General features: G+C 49.6%; 13 protein-coding genes and 1 riboswitch. Of the genes, 4 read left to right on the plus strand and 9 right to left on the minus strand.

Annotated features, from left to right (window positions below; translation table 11 throughout):
- Nucleotides 1-79 precede the first annotated feature (79 nt).
- Nucleotides 80-2,656, plus strand: a complete 2,577-nt coding sequence (gene glgP / locus JOE45_RS11255; RefSeq protein WP_210020106.1) for an alpha-glucan family phosphorylase — start codon at nt 80-82, stop codon at nt 2,654-2,656.
- Nucleotides 2,657-2,716: 60 nt separating this feature from the next.
- Here glgP and corA read toward each other — a convergent pair whose 3' ends face one another.
- Entirely contained in the window at nt 2,717-3,667 is a 951-nt protein-coding gene (gene corA, locus JOE45_RS11260) for a magnesium/cobalt transporter CorA (RefSeq protein WP_210020105.1), read from the minus strand.
- A 165-nt stretch (nt 3,668-3,832) separates the two neighbouring features.
- Here corA and JOE45_RS11265 point away from each other — a divergent pair, with 165 nt between their 5' ends.
- Both JOE45_RS11265 and JOE45_RS11270 read left to right on the plus strand, forming a co-directional pair.
- The gene (locus JOE45_RS11265; protein ID WP_210020104.1) at nt 3,833-4,516 is read left to right on the plus strand and encodes a PilZ domain-containing protein; all 684 of its coding nucleotides are present in this window, start codon (nt 3,833-3,835) and stop codon (nt 4,514-4,516) included.
- A 36-nt stretch (nt 4,517-4,552) separates the two neighbouring features.
- Nucleotides 4,553-5,365: an NAD kinase gene (locus tag JOE45_RS11270; RefSeq protein WP_210020103.1), complete on the plus strand. Its 813-nt coding sequence runs from the start codon at nt 4,553-4,555 to the stop codon at nt 5,363-5,365.
- Between the two features lie 67 nt (nt 5,366-5,432).
- Here JOE45_RS11270 and JOE45_RS11275 read toward each other — a convergent pair whose 3' ends face one another.
- The 6 genes from JOE45_RS11275 to JOE45_RS11300 form a co-directional block, all read right to left on the minus strand.
- Nucleotides 5,433-6,527, minus strand: a complete 1,095-nt coding sequence (locus JOE45_RS11275) for a hypothetical protein (protein ID WP_210020102.1) — start codon at nt 6,525-6,527, stop codon at nt 5,433-5,435.
- Between the two features lie 21 nt (nt 6,528-6,548).
- Nucleotides 6,549-7,253, minus strand: a complete 705-nt coding sequence (locus tag JOE45_RS11280; protein ID WP_210020101.1) for a M15 family metallopeptidase — start codon at nt 7,251-7,253, stop codon at nt 6,549-6,551.
- 24 nt (nt 7,254-7,277) lie between these two features.
- Nucleotides 7,278-8,453 (minus strand): D-alanine--D-alanine ligase family protein, encoded by a 1,176-nt coding sequence (locus tag JOE45_RS11285; protein ID WP_210020100.1) that lies wholly within the window; start codon nt 8,451-8,453, stop codon nt 7,278-7,280.
- A 13-nt stretch (nt 8,454-8,466) separates the two neighbouring features.
- Nucleotides 8,467-10,047: a UDP-N-acetylmuramoyl-tripeptide--D-alanyl-D-alanine ligase gene (locus JOE45_RS11290; protein ID WP_210020099.1), complete on the minus strand. Its 1,581-nt coding sequence runs from the start codon at nt 10,045-10,047 to the stop codon at nt 8,467-8,469.
- Nucleotides 10,040-10,819 carry an alpha/beta fold hydrolase gene (locus tag JOE45_RS11295; protein WP_245246883.1) on the minus strand — a complete coding sequence of 260 codons (780 nt, stop codon included), beginning with the start codon at nt 10,817-10,819 and terminating at the stop codon, nt 10,040-10,042. Before JOE45_RS11295 ends, JOE45_RS11290 begins: the two co-directional genes overlap by 8 nt.
- A 322-nt stretch (nt 10,820-11,141) precedes the next feature.
- Nucleotides 11,142-11,498, minus strand: a complete 357-nt coding sequence (locus JOE45_RS11300) for an S-layer homology domain-containing protein (RefSeq protein ID WP_210020097.1) — start codon at nt 11,496-11,498, stop codon at nt 11,142-11,144.
- Here JOE45_RS11300 and JOE45_RS11305 point away from each other — a divergent pair.
- Nucleotides 11,485-11,781, plus strand: coding sequence for an alkaline phosphatase PhoX (locus JOE45_RS11305; protein ID WP_210020096.1), 297 nt, complete (start codon nt 11,485-11,487; stop codon nt 11,779-11,781). The two genes, JOE45_RS11300 and JOE45_RS11305, sit on opposite strands and share 14 nt — an antisense overlap.
- 180 nt (nt 11,782-11,961) lie before the next feature.
- On the opposite strand, the gene JOE45_RS11310 is transcribed toward JOE45_RS11305, so the two are convergent.
- Together JOE45_RS11310 and JOE45_RS11315 are read right to left on the minus strand one after the other, a co-directional pair.
- A complete protein-coding gene (locus tag JOE45_RS11310; protein ID WP_245246884.1) occupies nt 11,962-14,442 on the minus strand; it encodes a trypsin-like peptidase domain-containing protein in 2,481 nt (826 codons plus the stop codon).
- Nucleotides 14,443-14,605: 163 nt separating this feature from the next.
- Nucleotides 14,606-15,259 carry a CAP domain-containing protein gene (locus JOE45_RS11315; RefSeq protein WP_210020095.1) on the minus strand — a complete coding sequence of 218 codons (654 nt, stop codon included), beginning with the start codon at nt 15,257-15,259 and terminating at the stop codon, nt 14,606-14,608.
- Nucleotides 15,260-15,264: 5 nt separating this feature from the next.
- A riboswitch (cyclic di-AMP (ydaO/yuaA leader) is annotated at nt 15,265-15,400 on the minus strand.
- Nucleotides 15,401-15,442: the final 42 nt, after the last annotated feature.

The following is a 15,442-nucleotide window of genomic DNA, read 5'->3' on the forward strand; positions in this document are numbered from 1 at the left end:
ATTAGATTCTACAAGGACAAACGGAACTCTAATAGCTTCATCTGATGAACATGTGAAAATTTTGGGTAGAGGTGAAACGATGCAAACCAAGTTCCATTCAAGAAAGATCGAACTGCCCCCCGCCATCAGCCGGCTGTCGGACCTGGCCTTCAATTTATGGTTCAGCTGGAACGATAGCGCCAAGGCGCTGTTCTCGGTCATTGAACCGAAGCTTTGGGAGCAATTCGGACACAATCCCGTCCGCTTGCTGCTGGAAGTCGATCGGGCTGTGCTGGAAGCATTGGCGTGTGACGATGATTTTCTTCATCAATACGAAGCGGTGATGAAACAATACGACGATTATTTCGAAACCTCCACATGGTTCGAGCATGAGCACCCCCGCCATACGCAGCAGATGATCGCGTATTTCTCAGCGGAGTTCGGCTTTCACGAGTCGCTTCCGATATATTCGGGTGGCCTCGGCGTGTTGGCCGGCGACCACTGCAAATCGGCCAGCGATCTGGGTGTCCCGCTTGTGGGAATCGGACTTTTATATAGAAGGGGATATTTTAACCAAAGATTCGATTCCCATGGCAGACAGATGTCCGAGAATACGATCTACGATTTTAACAAGCTGCCGATCGCTCCAGCCTACACATCGGCTCAAGCAGACAGCGGTGCCGAACAGCTGCGGGAGGAGCTTTACATCACCCTGCCCCTGGCTGATCGAACCGTTCGTCTGAAGGTATGGCAGGTGCAGGTTGGCAGGGTTCCGGTATTTCTGCTCGATGCGGATCTGGAGGACAACAGCCCTTGGGACCGTGAGCTAACCGCTCAATTGTATGGCGGTAACCAGGATGTTCGAATTGCACAGGAGGTGCTGCTGGGCATCGGCGGCGTGAAGGCGCTGAGGGCTCTTGGTATTCCTACGGGGGCTTACCACATCAATGAAGGCCATGCTGCCTTTTTGTCCTTTGAGAGACTGAGAGAGCAGTTGGACCAAGGACAGCCGTTCCACGTTGCACTCGAGGTTGTCCGCGCAAGCACTGTTTTTACGACCCATACGCCCGTACCGGCGGGCCACGACGCTTTCCCTTTACCTATGTTCGAATACTACTTCAGCCGGTTATTTGCGGATTATCCCCATACGAAACCCGCTTTGACGGAGCTCGGATGGGATGTTCAAAAACAGTTGTTCAACATGACCCATCTGGCGATGAACACTGCCGCCCTACGCAACGGCGTCAGTAAGCTGCACGGTCATGTATCTCGCGATATGTTCCGCGCATTCCATGGAAACATCGATGTGCGTGAAGTGCCGATCGGCCATATTACGAATGGCGTTCACCTGAAAACCTGGCTCGCGCCCGAGCTCAAAGAACTCTACAGCCGCTTTCTTCCCGGAACGTGGATTTCTTATCAAGCGAATAAGGATTTGTGGAAGTCCATTGATCAAATCCCCGAGGAATCGCTGTGGTCAGTTCATTTAGAGCTGAAAAAGCAATTACTGAAGCTCGTACGCGCCAACCTTCACGAGCAGCTCAGCAGAAACGCAATGGCGTCGGCTGACAAAATGGAGGAGCTTCGATGCTGGTTATCACCCGAAGCGCTTACGATTGGATTCGCAAGACGCTTTGCCACTTATAAACGGGCGAACCTTATCTTTAAGGATCTGGACCGTCTGAACCGTCTTGTAAATAACCCAGAGAGACCGGTACAGTTTCTGTTCGCAGGAAAGGCTCATCCCGCCGATCATCCCGGTCAGGAGATGATTCGTGAAATCTACAGGATTTCACAGATGGAACCGTTCCGCGGTAAAATCATACTTCTCGAAAATTATGATATAAACCTGTCCCGATGCCTTGTTCAAGGCGTAGATGTTTGGCTTAACAACCCGCGAAGGCCATACGAAGCCAGCGGCACCAGTGGTCAGAAGGCAGCAATGAACGGAGTCATTAATTTTAGCGTGCTGGACGGCTGGTGGGAGGAAGGGTATGACGGCACCAACGGATGGAGCATTGACGGCGATCACCATGCCGACCCGGCGACGCAAGACCGGGAGAACACGGAATCGATCTATCGGCAGCTTGAACAGGAAATTGTACCGCTCTATTATAATCAAGGCCAGATGCCCGTTCAATGGATCGCCCGGATGAAGCGTTCCATCCAGACGCTTGCGCCTTTATACAATACGGACCGAATGGTGATGGATTACGCCAATGAGTCCTACATCCCTTCACTGCGAAGGACGCAGCTATTTGTGGCTAACGGCTATGCGGAAGCGACCAAGGTGGCCGATTACAAAAAGTTCATTCTACATAATTGGCATCAGATCCGCGTGGTCGAAGTAAATGACGGCTCTGCCCGAGCCTCTAGCGGAGCCTCGGATAATTCGTCTATGACGCTACTCAAGGAAGTTACAGCCACAATCCGATTCGGTCCAGTATGGTATCAGGATACCGCTGTAGAGCTTATTCATTACGAAGAGAAACCAGACGGCTGGCATCAGGTCGTTATTTCGATGGAGCCTGCGCGACAGTTAGTCGACGGCGCGGTTATCTACCGCGCGATGATTCCATCGCATTTGAAGCACGGTCCGCATTTCAGTGTCCGCGTCCTTCCGGTCAGCGCAAACTTCGCCCGCAGGTTTGAGGTCCCGCTTGTTACCAGGTTTTAATACCAAAGAGGCCTTGTCCCAAGGCATTCAATTGAACGTCTGCGGCAAGGCCTCTCTTCCTCATTTGAACCATCCTTTCACCTTAAACCACCAGAACATGCCGAATCCAATCGAGAACATGATGAGCAATATGGCAAAATATCCATAGCTCCAGCCCAGCTCCGGCATATTCTCAAAATTCATTCCATAGATACCGGCAATAAACGTGAGTGGCATGAAAATGGTCGTGATGACGGTCAGTGTTTTCATGATGGTGTTCATTCGGTAGGAGTTGACCGAAATAAAGCTGTCCCTGATGTCCGATGTCATGTCGCGGTTGGCTTCCACCATATCCGAAAGCTTTAGCAGATGGTCGTGAATATCTTGAAAATAGGCGGCATGCTGCTTCACGTCCTCGATTTTCTCTGTATAAATAACCCGGTACAGCAAATCGCGCATCGGAAGAATCGTTTTCCTCAGCTTTAGCAGGTCCGAGCGAATTTCGAACACCTGGTCCATAACTTTGTCAGACCACACGCCGCGGGAACGGTCCTCCAATTGATTTAGACTGTCTTCAATTTGATATACGCTGGGAAAATACTGATCCACAATTTTGTCTATCAGTAAATGGGCAGCGTATACCGGCCCGTTTTCCAAATATTTAGGATCCGACAGCATCTTTTTGCGAAAATCCTCCACTTCGGCTTGAGGCTTGGAATGATAGGTCACGATATAATTTTTGCCTAAAAAAAGGTCGACCTCATCGGAATCGAAACTGACAGGATCAATCGTTTGCAGGACGAAAAAGTGGTGATCCTTATAATGATCAAGCTTTGGTCTTTGCAGAAATTGCATGCAATCCTCTATTGCGAGCGGATGAAAATGGAAGAATGTATCCAATAATTCGGCTTCTTCCTGCGTAGGACAATCAAAATCAACCCAATACCAGCGGATTTCCGGGCTGTGCAGCTTTTCCAGCTCCAAGTCCTTCTCGAACTTAGAATGCTCAGTGACGGCAAACGTATGGATCATCGGATTACTCCCCTCGCTGCTTCCTTACCACATCATAGCATAATCGCGGATGACTCTCACCCCCCGCCGCGAGGTCCGGCATTGTTTTATTTTCCAATATTGATTATGATGGTAATACACAGATACATAGGGGCGTCGCAAACCATTTCCGGTAGGTGTCGCATTATGCATTGGAACCAAGCTTTGGCATGCGGGATGCTCGTTCTCCCTACAAGCTGCCGCCTTATCATAGTTGGCGAAACCAAGGAAGGCCTGCCCTTTTGCTATAAAGACAGCTTCACGCTCATGAAAGCGGACGGCGGCGGTCAAATAACGGTTACTTTAGAAACCATGTCGATCCATCCCTTGGAGAAGCTTCATCATGTATATTTCATTGAATTTTCTTTCGTGAAGCAGGGTATTCTGTACTATGCTCTGGTCGATTTACTTCATTTGGAAACCAAACGATGCCTTTGCACGTTGACTTTAACTGCTCCGCTTGAGCTCCTTGTGTCGGAGCAGCGCCAACATACACGAACCGTGCCGCAGGTGCGTACACCGATAACCTGCCGAATCGTAGGTGTGCGGGGACAGACAACGCATCAAGGCAATGCATTTTTTACCGGACAAATCCTGGATGTTTCCGCAGGAGGCGTATCTTTCATGACATCGACCCGTGTATTTTCTCCATTGAATTTGGAGTTATCCTTCGTGTTTCCCGGATATGCGCAGAAATTTACGGTCTATGCCGAGGTCATCCGCGTCGCTCCTTTCGGCAGCGATGCGTACCGGGTTGCTGCCCAGTTCCGGCACATGCCGGAAAGCATGGCCATGTTGATTGATGAGTATTGCACCGCTTCTGGCACTTGAGACCGACGAAGCGAACAGATATAGGAGGACAACCGTTTGAAATACAATGTGGTTCACCGAGGCGATGACATTTCCATCCAATTGATGCATACATTCCACAAGCTGATTCAGCAGTTCGGTCTCGTTCACGAAGAGACCGCTCCCGACATCGTCCTTTCCATTGGTGGAGACGGGACGCTGCTGCAGGCCTTTCACCGATATAAGGATCAGCTGGATCACATTGCTTTTGTCGGGATTCATACGGGGCGACTCGGTTTTTTTGCCGACTGGAAGCCGGATGAGGTGGAGCTTCTCGCGCAGCTGATGGGCGAAAGCTGCAAACAGAACGATCTGAGGGTAGTCAAATATCCTCTCGTCGAGATCCAAATTACGACGCCGCACGGAATCGAAACCGAACTAGCGCTGAATGAATTCACGCTGAAGGGCGTCGACGCCACGCTCGTCGCGCAGCTGCACATTAACGACGAGCTGCTTGAGACGTTCCGCGGCGATGGAATCTGCATTTCGACGCCTTCCGGCAGCACAGCATACAACAAAAGCTTGGGCGGCGCGATCGTTCATCCATCACTCGATACGATCCAGATCGCAGAGATCGCATCGATCAACAACCGCGTATACCGCACACTGGGTGCGCCGATGCTGCTGCCGAAGCATCACCACTGCGACATCTACCCGCGCACGAATCAAAACATACTGCTCTCGCTGGACCATGTCTACATGCAGCGAAACGATATCGTCTCGATCCGCAGCATGGTAGCGGCTGGCAAGAAGGTGAAGTTTGCCCGTTTCCGCCCGTTCCCGTTCTGGAGCCGCGTTCGAGAAGCATTCATTGGCTACGAGATGATTTAACCGGAGCCACCTTGAAGTAAAGAAGCCCTGCACTCTGTTCCCAGTGTGCAGGGCTTTCGTTTACATGTTACTCCTTCTCTTCCCACACAAATACGACACCGCTAGTAGGTAGCACCCACTCATTTAATTCAATCCGGATCATATCATTAGGTAAATTCGTAATGACTTCGTCGTGATCGAAGAAAGGAATAGCGGTCACTTTCATGTTCTTCAGCTGATTAGAGTAAAGAATGTCTACTCCATAGGTAGGCTCCGATAAAATCACGCTGAACTGCTTCTTCCATACCAGCTGCGGCATGCGAAAGCCAAGCTTGATTTTGTTGTATTCGTCAGGCTTTTGGGTCATTTCATCGGAAGCGGTGAAGCCCAGAGCGAAGCCGTTATCATCGTCATGCCTGGCGTAAAGGCATGGCAGCCGGACGCCGTCAATTTCGAGATGAAACTGCAGATCCTTCTCCGCGAAGGCTTTCAGCTGCTCTTCATCGTATCCTTTCAACACTTCAAGCAGCTGCGGCTCCAGCCACAAATTTTCTCTGAAAATGACGCTCTCATTCCTAAAAAATGTCTCAAGTTTTTGCTCGTTATAGCTGAATCCGACGATCAATTCCCGGTTCTTCAGATCCAGCTGCTTCTCGTAAGACAAGTCCTCATGAACCCAGCAATACCGGCTGCCATCCTGCAAAAATGGAAACGGCAACTGGCTCGAATCCATCGGAGAGTAAAAAATATAATAGGTAAAGTTTTTCCTGAAGGCTTGCTTCTCCGACAAATAAGGAGAAAGCAGAGTGGAGTACAGCATCTCTCCTTCCTCATCTCCCACAATGGACTTCGTGCAATTTCGGATGAACGTTTCCTTGTCCTCCCGCTTAAAACGGTCCACTACATTACGGTCCAGCAGCAGCGTCTCCGCTATCGTCTCCGACATCACATTCGCTTGATACGATCTGGTGAAATATTCATAAGCGATATTAAAAATAATGAGCGGAATGATAGCCCCCATCAGCGAATTGAAGAAATCGTTCATGAAATCTTTCAATGCATACGTGCCAAATGATAGTTTCACAAGTAAAATGACCGCAGCCGCAAGCAACAAAATAACCAGCATTAATAAAGTAATATCCCGCAGGCTTTTGCTGTACAGCTTCTTGTTTTTATGGTTCATGTGGTTCCGCCACAGCCCTCTCTACAATGAAATGACGCTGTAACTCGCTTTCTCGGCTCCGCTTTTCCGGGCCCAGAACTGATTGCCGAAATCGTAGTGCCACCATTCCTTGTCATAATTCGTAAACCCTGTGCCTATCAACGAATCATAGAGCAGTCTCCGATAGTCCCTGCAATGCAATGACATATCGTCAAGGACATACTCTTGGGATTCGTAGTACGCTGTTTCCGATTTCTCCGTAAAATCATCAAAGGCCGTACCCATGTCCAGCAAATCTCCGTTAGCGTACGCTAAACTCACATCGACAGAGCCGCCCGTTACATGCGGAGACGGCTTCAGCGGGTCCAAGGATGGCTTGGAAACAAACTGGGCTACCAGCGCCTCCAGCTCCTGACCCTTTACATGAGGATAGTCCTGGATAAGCTTGGCTCTAAAATTATCGTATAAGTACTGCTGAACGGTAACGGGTCTCCAAGCGTCGAATACGACGATCTTCAAGTCAGAAGGCAGCCTCTCGGCTGCCTCTACTAATCTTTTAGCCACACCTTGCCGCGCATAAGCCCCGTTAATCGCTGTGGGAATCTTAATAGCGTGATAGAATGGCCGAAGAATGATTCGTTCGGACAATGCTTCCAAGGAGACCAGCTTTTCATGACTTTCATCAATCGGTATACTCTGCCACCCGTCCATCCCCGAGCCTGAAGGTATCGGAGAATAGTCCTTCATGAATATCGCATCCCTAACTCGCTATTATTTGGTACCCAGCTTGCCGCCGCCTTTGCCCTGCAGCGCCAAAAGGTTCGTATCGTAAGAGAAAGTGAGCTGTGCCCGTTCCCGGCTCCGCTTAAGCGCCAGCTGAATCAATTCGTCCGTCAGCTGCATGAAATCCTTTCCCTTCGGCTGCCACAAGTAGAAGGAGAGCGAGCCCGGAATCGTATTGATTTCATTGATATACACGTTGTTCGTGTTCTGATCGATCAGGAAATCGATCCGTGACACCCCGCTGCAGCCGAGCTCTAGGAAGGTTTGCTTGGCCAGCTCCTGCACCTGCTGTGTGGTCTCCTCCCCGATATTAGCAGGGATAATCCTGCTCGTTCCACTCATCCCTTTGGAGGCCTGATTCATATATTTATCTTGATAGCTCAAGATTTCATCCGATTTGAGCACTTCTTCGCACTCAGACGCTTCCATATGCTCGTAATCCCCGATGACCGAACAGTTGACTTCCTTCAGGTTGGTAACCATTTTCTCCACAATAATTCGGGGAGAGAAGGAGACCGCCAATTCGATCGCTTCAACCAGCTCATCCCTGCTGCCGGCTTTCTGAATACCGACGCTCGACCCCAGGTTTGCAGGCTTGACGATTACGGGATACCCCAGCTGTTGCTCGACAAGGTCCAAACATTCCTGTTGAGCGTCAAACCAACGCTTGCTGTAAAACCATACATAATCGATGACCGGAAGACCCGCCCCACGAACGATCGTTTTCATCACGATTTTGTCCATACCTACGGCAGAGGAAAGCACATCGCAGCCAACGTATGGGATTTTATTCAAATCGAGCCACCCCTGCAGGGACCCGTCCTCTCCATAAGTTCCGTGCGTTACCGGAAAAGCAACATGAATTTCTTCGATGACTTTTTTGCGGAACAGCCCGGATGCGGCATTGAGAAGAAGGTGCTTTCCTTCTTGGTTCGTATGCAGAATGACCTGCTCGCTTCTTTTCAACAGCTCCGGAAGCTGCTTGTAATTCTCAATATCGGTCAGTCCTTCGCCGGTATACCAGCTTCCTTGCTTGTCGATATAGATCGGTACGGGCTCATAATTATCCCGGTCCAATGCATGAAGCGCCTGCAGAGCGGAAATAATGGACACCTCATGCTCTACCGACATACCTCCGAACAAAACCCCTACTTTTATTTTCATGGTGAGTCCCCCATCATTCATTATAATTATCGGGCAGATCATTCTCGAGCAGCACGACGCTGCCCTGCTCGGCTGCTACATTCATTTGCCGGAGCGCTTCCTGAAGATCCTTGGCGATATACAGCCGGTCTTCCGGATAGCCGGCGTCACGCAAGCCGTCCTGAATCGGCTTCGTTTGTTTATGCCCGACCAGTATAATATAATCGCAAGCGCCGGCCGCATGCACTCCGAACTGGCGATTGAGCTCATACTCCTTCTCCCCTAGCTCGATCATTCCTGGCGTAATCATGATCCGTTTACCCGGCATCTGAGCCAGCACATCGAGCGCTGCCTTCGAACCGACCGGATTCGAATTGAAGCTATCGTCCAGTATCGTCACTTTGTCTGAAATCTTCTTGAGCTCCAGTCTGTGCTTCACTGGCTTGATCCGCTTCACGAGCAGCGCCAGCTTCTCCGCCGGAACGCCAAGCTCAAGGCTGACGGCAATACTCAGAAGCAAGTTATAGATGTTGTGCTCGCCAAGCAGGCCCGTCTCAAAAGTAAGAATCGAACCGTCCTGTCTTACGAGTTCAAAGGAAGCGCCTTTGCTTGTGTATTGAATGTTCCGGGCGCGATAAGCGACATCCTCACGGTATATCCCGATCCCTACCTTTCTGGCTGCAATGTTCCCGCGGTAGGATGCGATATTCTCGTCGTCCATGTTCAGAAACAAGATGCCGTCCGGCGGCAAGCTCTCACCAAGCTCGAATTTGGTTCGCTGCACGTTCTCCAGTGTCTTGAACGTCTCCAAATGCTGAGGGCCGACGGCGGTCAGAATGCCGATCTTGGGGCCAACCAGCTCGCACAGCTCGCGGATATCACCGGTTTGCTTGGCTCCCATCTCGGTAATAAAAAACCGGTGCGTAGGACGCAGCATCGACCGGACCGTCTTGGTTACGCCCATCGGGGTATTGTAACTTTCCGGCGTGACGAGCACCTCATGCACTTGACTGAGCAGTGTATTCAGGAAATGCTTCACGCTTGTTTTTCCATACGAGCCGGTGATCCCGATTACCGTCAACTGCTTCATCTGCCGAACAATCCGCTCGGCATCGTTCAAATAGTAGCGGTTGATCCGGTTCTCGATAGGCAGGTTAATCGTATTGGCCAAAAGAACCACCAAGTCGGACAACAGCACAATTGCGAACAATAAGATGAACGGTCCGAGGCTGTCTGTAGCAGCTGCGAACATCAAGGAAACGGCCAAAGCTGCCGCAACCAGAACGCCGAGCGTCACGAGCAGCCGTTTGACCCTTGCCGTGTAGACCAGCTTCTTTTTCTCCTGCTTCTTAGGCCGCAGCCATACGAGAAGCCCGTAAATCACCGTCCAGAGAATGAAACCTGGCAGCGGCGCCTGAAACAACAGAGCGGCAAAAGACAACAACGGCAGCCATTCTCTCCAGGATAGCCGTTCCCTTACATGGCCTTTAAACCATCCCATAAACCGCTCATTGCGGTAAGAATTCAATTGAAGCATATGTACGCCGTTTAGAAGGCGCAGGACAGCATGCCCCAGCCAAAACAGCGAAGCGAACGTAAGCAAAAGCTCAAACATGGCTGCCTCCCTTATCCTTGGCCAAAAAATGGTCTACGATGACGATAAACTCATGGCCCTTCTCCAAATAACAAAAATGACCGGAGTTCTTCAGCACGACCAGACCGGCATCCGGTATCATTTGTTCCATCAGCTTTCCATCTGAAACAGGGGTAGCCGTATCGTTCTCGCCCCAGATTAATAGGGTTGAGGCTTTGATATGAGGAAGATGGTGCCGAAGATCCTCATTGACTACTCTGGTCAGCGTTTGCTGCATCACGCTTGACGCATTCTTATAGTCGCTGGAGCCGAATTTGGCTCGCATCCGATTCAGTATGCGGTCCGCATAACGGTTCAAACCCGGAAGCTTGAGCATATGTTTGGCCGTTTTGAACGAATACACCTTCACATAATAATTGAGGCTGCGCTTCGGTTTGATTCCCGCGCTTCCGGTCAATATCATCTTCCTTACAGAATTCGAAGCGGCATATTTAATTGAGACCCTTCCTCCGAAGGAATGGCCGATCAGAATCGGATTGGTAATCCCGAGCTGCCCAATAAAGGAAGCCAGCAGATTCGTATATTCAGAAACTCCCCATGGTTCAGGAGGCGTGTCACTCTGTCCGAAGCCGGGAAAATCGATTGCATACACTTTAAAATGCCGGGACAAATGCTGCTGTATCGCATGAAAGGTTTGCAGGTTGGTTCCCCAGCCGTGCAACATCACCACTTCATGCCCTGTGCCGACAACGGAATAATGGATGTCAAGCCCATTTATGTTTACTTTAGTCAACTCCATCAACATCCTTATGTCTCAATGTCTCAAATAAAACAATCATAACACTCTCGGATATTTGTTATCAAGCTCTAGTACAAGGCAACTGCGCCGTTTAGGGACAACTCAGAGACGATCTGCTCTCCGTATTGTATATGCTCTGACAACTTGGCCTATGTCAATAGGCCAAAGCGTTGGCTTAGCCCCTTTTACGCTTACCCCCATATGAACCGGTTGAAACGGAGATTATCATCGTTGGACAGAGATAAACATGTTAGAAACGGATCACAACAAAAATCCAGAGGGGATCCTCTGGATTTCTGCTGTTTCCCGCACGGTATTATGGATTGATAAACATGGCTTTTTGAAGCAGATTTAATATCATGCTTACGGTTTCGGCCCGATTGGCGTACCCCTGAGGACGGAACGACCCATCCTCATAACCGTTAATCAAACCAATGAAGCGCGCGTACTCTACGGCTTCAAGAGCATAACCGCTGATCCCTTCTTGATCCGTAAAGCTGCCTGATCTTGTAGTACCCGTATTACCTGGTGCAGCACCTGTTCTCGACTGAATATAAGCCCAAGTTCTGCCCAGAAGAACAGCCGCTTCCTCACGAGTAATTTCATTGTTACCCCGGAAGCTGCCTGACGGCAGCGGCAACCTGTGGATCGCAAGCGACGTGGATTCGAACAAATTGAATAAGGGCACCTACCGATCGTTTCAAAATAACGGGCTGTACGTCATTCCTGTATCGAGCCGTTCCAAGGACCCTATGTTTCCATTTGCATCCGCACCCGTGGAAGCGGCATTATCAGGTCCGGCCTTCACGCCAAACGAGCAAACCTTGTTCTTATCCGTCCGTCATCCGGGCGAAGCAAGCCAAGGTTCGTCCCAGCCTACCAGTAAGTGGCCCCACCGCTCAGGGGACCGGATTCCACGTTCCGCTTTGGTCGCCGTTACTAGGCCCATACTATAATCCATACAATAAACGTCCGAATCTTGATCGATCCGGACGTTTTTTTGCTTTATATCAGCTATTCAAATCCACATAGTAACGAATCGCCGCAGCGGGCTCGCATTTCACCCAGAATTTGGATTGTCCATGGTATTTCAATAAAAAAGAGCCGTAGCGGCTCTTTATTTAACATAACTTTATTTACTTCTCCGAAAACTTCATCGAGTTAAACGCATCCGTCAATCGTTTCCACTGCGCATCCGTTTTGACGGCGTCGTTGATCCGAATCGTAACCGTATAGATAATGCCGTTCTTGTCAAACACGTATTCATTCAAAGTGTAAGGAACATTCCTGTTCTTATACTGAGTGGAGAATGTTTTGACCGTCGTACCGAATAAAGTCTCCTCCACAGCCGTGTACTTGTAATTGGCGTCGATTTCGGCATTTTTATTGTGCTCTTGCTCTATCATGGACACCGCTTCATTGAAGTCCGCTTGGTCATCGGAGTCCACGGTCAGACTCCCTCCATCAAACGAGAATATATTTAAGCCGTAATCCTGCTCACTTTCGTAACCGCTAAACCACAATTCCGGTATTTGAATCGAATACCCGTACTTTTTACTCATAAATGTCGCAGTCTTGTTAGGGTCGATCAGATCATTCATATCTTCAATGACTCCGAGAGAACGGTTCATCGTGTCCTTGGTTAACTGAACCGATTCTATCAAATCCGTCAGCAGCTTCTCCATCTCGGCACTATCGCTCTTCGGATACGAGGCATACAACTCGTACTTGTACTTATCTTTGATCATGTAGATCACATGGGCTTGCTCCCATTTATCGCCCATGGTGTAGGAATACAGATTTTCTATCGCGGAAGCACCGCCCACCGTCGTTTCCTTCGCTCCTCGTACCTCACGGTATCCGTCCACATAGCTCTCAATAAAGCGGCGCTCCTGACGCTCCGCCCATTGCCCCAGTGTATCCCCCGAAGCTGCGGAAGTGACATGCACCGACCAGTTTCTCTCACCGTCATTACTGGAGAAATTCAAACCGCTGCCCCATTCATGCTTACTCCAATCCGATGGCACATCGAAGGTCAAACCGTATTCCGTCGTGATCGTATTTTGGTCCTGATATGCGGAAATATCCTTTAGCGCCTCATCAGCAGAATCGAATGAAAGCACGAACGTATCAAGCAAATCGATATAGCTGTTTCGTTTGAATCTATTTAAGTAATTTTCTTCCTTCTCTACTGCCAGAATGAGGTAGAAGATGTGATCTTCCTTCTGATAAGCTCTGGCCTCGTAGTACTCGCCGTACTCGCTTTTAGCCACAAGCTTGGCATAGGGCTGCAGTTTCTCATTGATATACCGTTTCTCCAATACCGTATCGCCGGTATGCTGCGTGAGCTTGAGAAGCAGTCCTTGTGGAGACAGATCCTTGCTTTGCTTTTCATCAATCGAAATACGGATTGCGAATTCCCCTTTAGCGTCTCCGAAGATGACGTTGTTCCCATCCTCGGACTGATCGAATTTGATCAATCCCGCCGGATACTTCATCGACCAGCCGAAGTGGCTGTCACCGATCCGGATTTTACCTTGGTCGGCATCAATGGACGTGCCTTCGGCATCCTGTATCAGTGTGGTAGCCGTAGAGCGGTCTTCCCCTAACACAACGTCGAGATCTTTTGTTTGACTGCCTGATTGTAGAGCAAGACGTATGCTTTGACCGGGCAGATATTTCTTTAATGCTTCATTATATTCCACCAGATTGCGGGTGTTGACGGAGTCGATGGAGAGAAGAATATCACCCTGCTTGACCCCTGCCTTCGCCGCGGGCGAATCCGGATCGACATAGGTGACCTCCAAACCGCTCGCCGATGGAAGTCCGACCACCGCTTCCCAGCTTTCTCCGAGCTCCAACCCGAGATAAGGCCGCTTCACTTTACCGTACTTGAAAAAGTGATTGAGTACATGCTGTACCGTATCGACGGGAATCGCAAAGCCTAAGCTGTCCACACCGAACTCGACATATTTTAATGTATTGATTCCGATGACTTCGCCTTTCATATTCACCAGAGCTCCCCCGCTGTTGCCAGGGTTGATAGCCGCGTCCGTCTGGATGAGCTGGTACTTCGATTGGACGGAACGCTCCATCCCGCTGACGATGCCTGAGGTGACCGAGTTCCTTAACGCAAAGGACAACGGAGTGCCGATGGCCATAACGGATTCGCCGACGCGAATATTTGAAGGCTTCGCGAATTTAGCTGCGGTTAACCCGGAAGCATCGATTTTGACCAAAGCCAGATCGCTTTCCTCATCATAATGGGTTGTTTTCCCAGGGAACGATTTGCCGTCGGAGGTGACGACGATAATATTGCGCATATCCTTCACTACATGCGCATTGGTTAATATGTATCCTTCGCTGCGAACAATAACCCCGGTCCCGTGAGCGAGGTGATAACGGCTTTGCTCCCATACCCTTTTGCTTTCGCTCGGCTTGCCAATGATCGCTACGACGGAGGACGTTGTTTGTTGTACGACCGCCGGGATCGAGTCTTGGCCCTGCACTTGAGCCGATGCCGTATATGCGCCGGGAACGATTAGCGAACCAACAAACAGAGCCGAAGCAGACACCTTTAAGACCCATCTTTTCAAACGGTTGACTTGCTTCATCATTATTTTCTCCCCACCATTAGTTTCCATATCAACTAAAATCTATCATATGCAGCTGAGGGCAGCAACAGAAATTTAAGTTTCTATGCTATTATTTTTGTTCCCTAATGAAGGACCTAGAAACGCCAAAAGACCGTCCGAAGACGGCCTTTCCTCATGTACTGAATTAATTTTTAATAAATAGCTGTACCCACACGCCATTGTAATAAGCCACGCCAATTTTGTTGAAGTTCGGGCTCATGATGTTTTGACGGTGTCCCGGACTGTTCATCCATGCATTCATCACTTCTTGCGGCGTACGCTGTCCTTTGGCAATATTCTCGCCGGCATAAGAATAACGGATGCCATATGAACGCATCATATCAAACGGAGAACCGTAGGTCGGAGATGTATGGTCAAAATAGCCGTTGTTATACATGTCCTTCGCCTTATCCAAAGCCACCTTCGTCAATGCGCTGTCGCTAGCGAGTGGCTGCAAACCTGCTTTCGCACGTTCCTGGTTCACCAAACTCACCACTTGGCTGGCATAAGAGGACTGTGTCGTGCTCCCTGTTCCTTGCTGCGAGCCGGAACCTGTCCCTATACCCGCCGCCTTGCCAGGAATATTCAGCACTATTCCAGGCCATATTATATTTGGATTAGCCACTTGCGGATTCGCCGCGATAAGAGATGCCAGACTAACCCCGTATTTTTGTGAGATCTTCCACATCGTATCGTTACCGGATACCGAATACGACGGAGCAGCCGAAACCACGCCTGCGCTGATGATCGGGCCAAGTGCCAAAACGCCTGTCAAAACCAATTTTTTAAAACCTTTCACTGTATTCCTCTCCTTTGTAGGGCCTGCGAGGTTAGCTGACGGATTCGGGTCAAAGAGCAATCACCCGGCCACAGCTTGTGGCTTCACCCCAAGTTCATAGGTTCCCCCGCGCTTTAGTATAAACTTCGGCCTTGTATGATTCGCGTTCCCTTAAAAGGAACGGTAACCATTGTAGCATGGATA

The organism is Paenibacillus sp. PvR098 (genome assembly GCF_017833255.1).
Lineage (GTDB): Bacteria > Bacillota > Bacilli > Paenibacillales > NBRC-103111 > Paenibacillus_G.

What these genes read in the sequence shown, in the direction of transcription:
- JOE45_RS11290 (WP_210020099.1), bottom strand. Translation starts at nt 10,047, where the DNA reads ATGTTTGAGCTTTTGCTTACGTTCGCTTCGCTGTTTTGGCTGGGGCAT.
- corA (WP_210020105.1), bottom strand. Translation starts at nt 3,667, where the DNA reads ATGATCCATACGTTTGCCGTCACTGAGCATTCTAAGTTCGAGAAGGAC.
- JOE45_RS11285 (WP_210020100.1), bottom strand. Translation starts at nt 8,453, where the DNA reads ATGAAAATAAAAGTAGGGGTTTTGTTCGGAGGTATGTCGGTAGAGCAT.
- JOE45_RS11280 (WP_210020101.1), bottom strand. Translation starts at nt 7,253, where the DNA reads ATGAAGGACTATTCTCCGATACCTTCAGGCTCGGGGATGGACGGGTGG.
- glgP (WP_210020106.1), top strand. Translation starts at nt 80, where the DNA reads ATGCAAACCAAGTTCCATTCAAGAAAGATCGAACTGCCCCCCGCCATC.
- JOE45_RS11265 (WP_210020104.1), top strand. Translation starts at nt 3,833, where the DNA reads ATGCATTGGAACCAAGCTTTGGCATGCGGGATGCTCGTTCTCCCTACA.
- JOE45_RS11275 (WP_210020102.1), bottom strand. Translation starts at nt 6,527, where the DNA reads ATGAACCATAAAAACAAGAAGCTGTACAGCAAAAGCCTGCGGGATATT.
- JOE45_RS11310 (WP_245246884.1), bottom strand. Translation starts at nt 14,442, where the DNA reads ATGATGAAGCAAGTCAACCGTTTGAAAAGATGGGTCTTAAAGGTGTCT.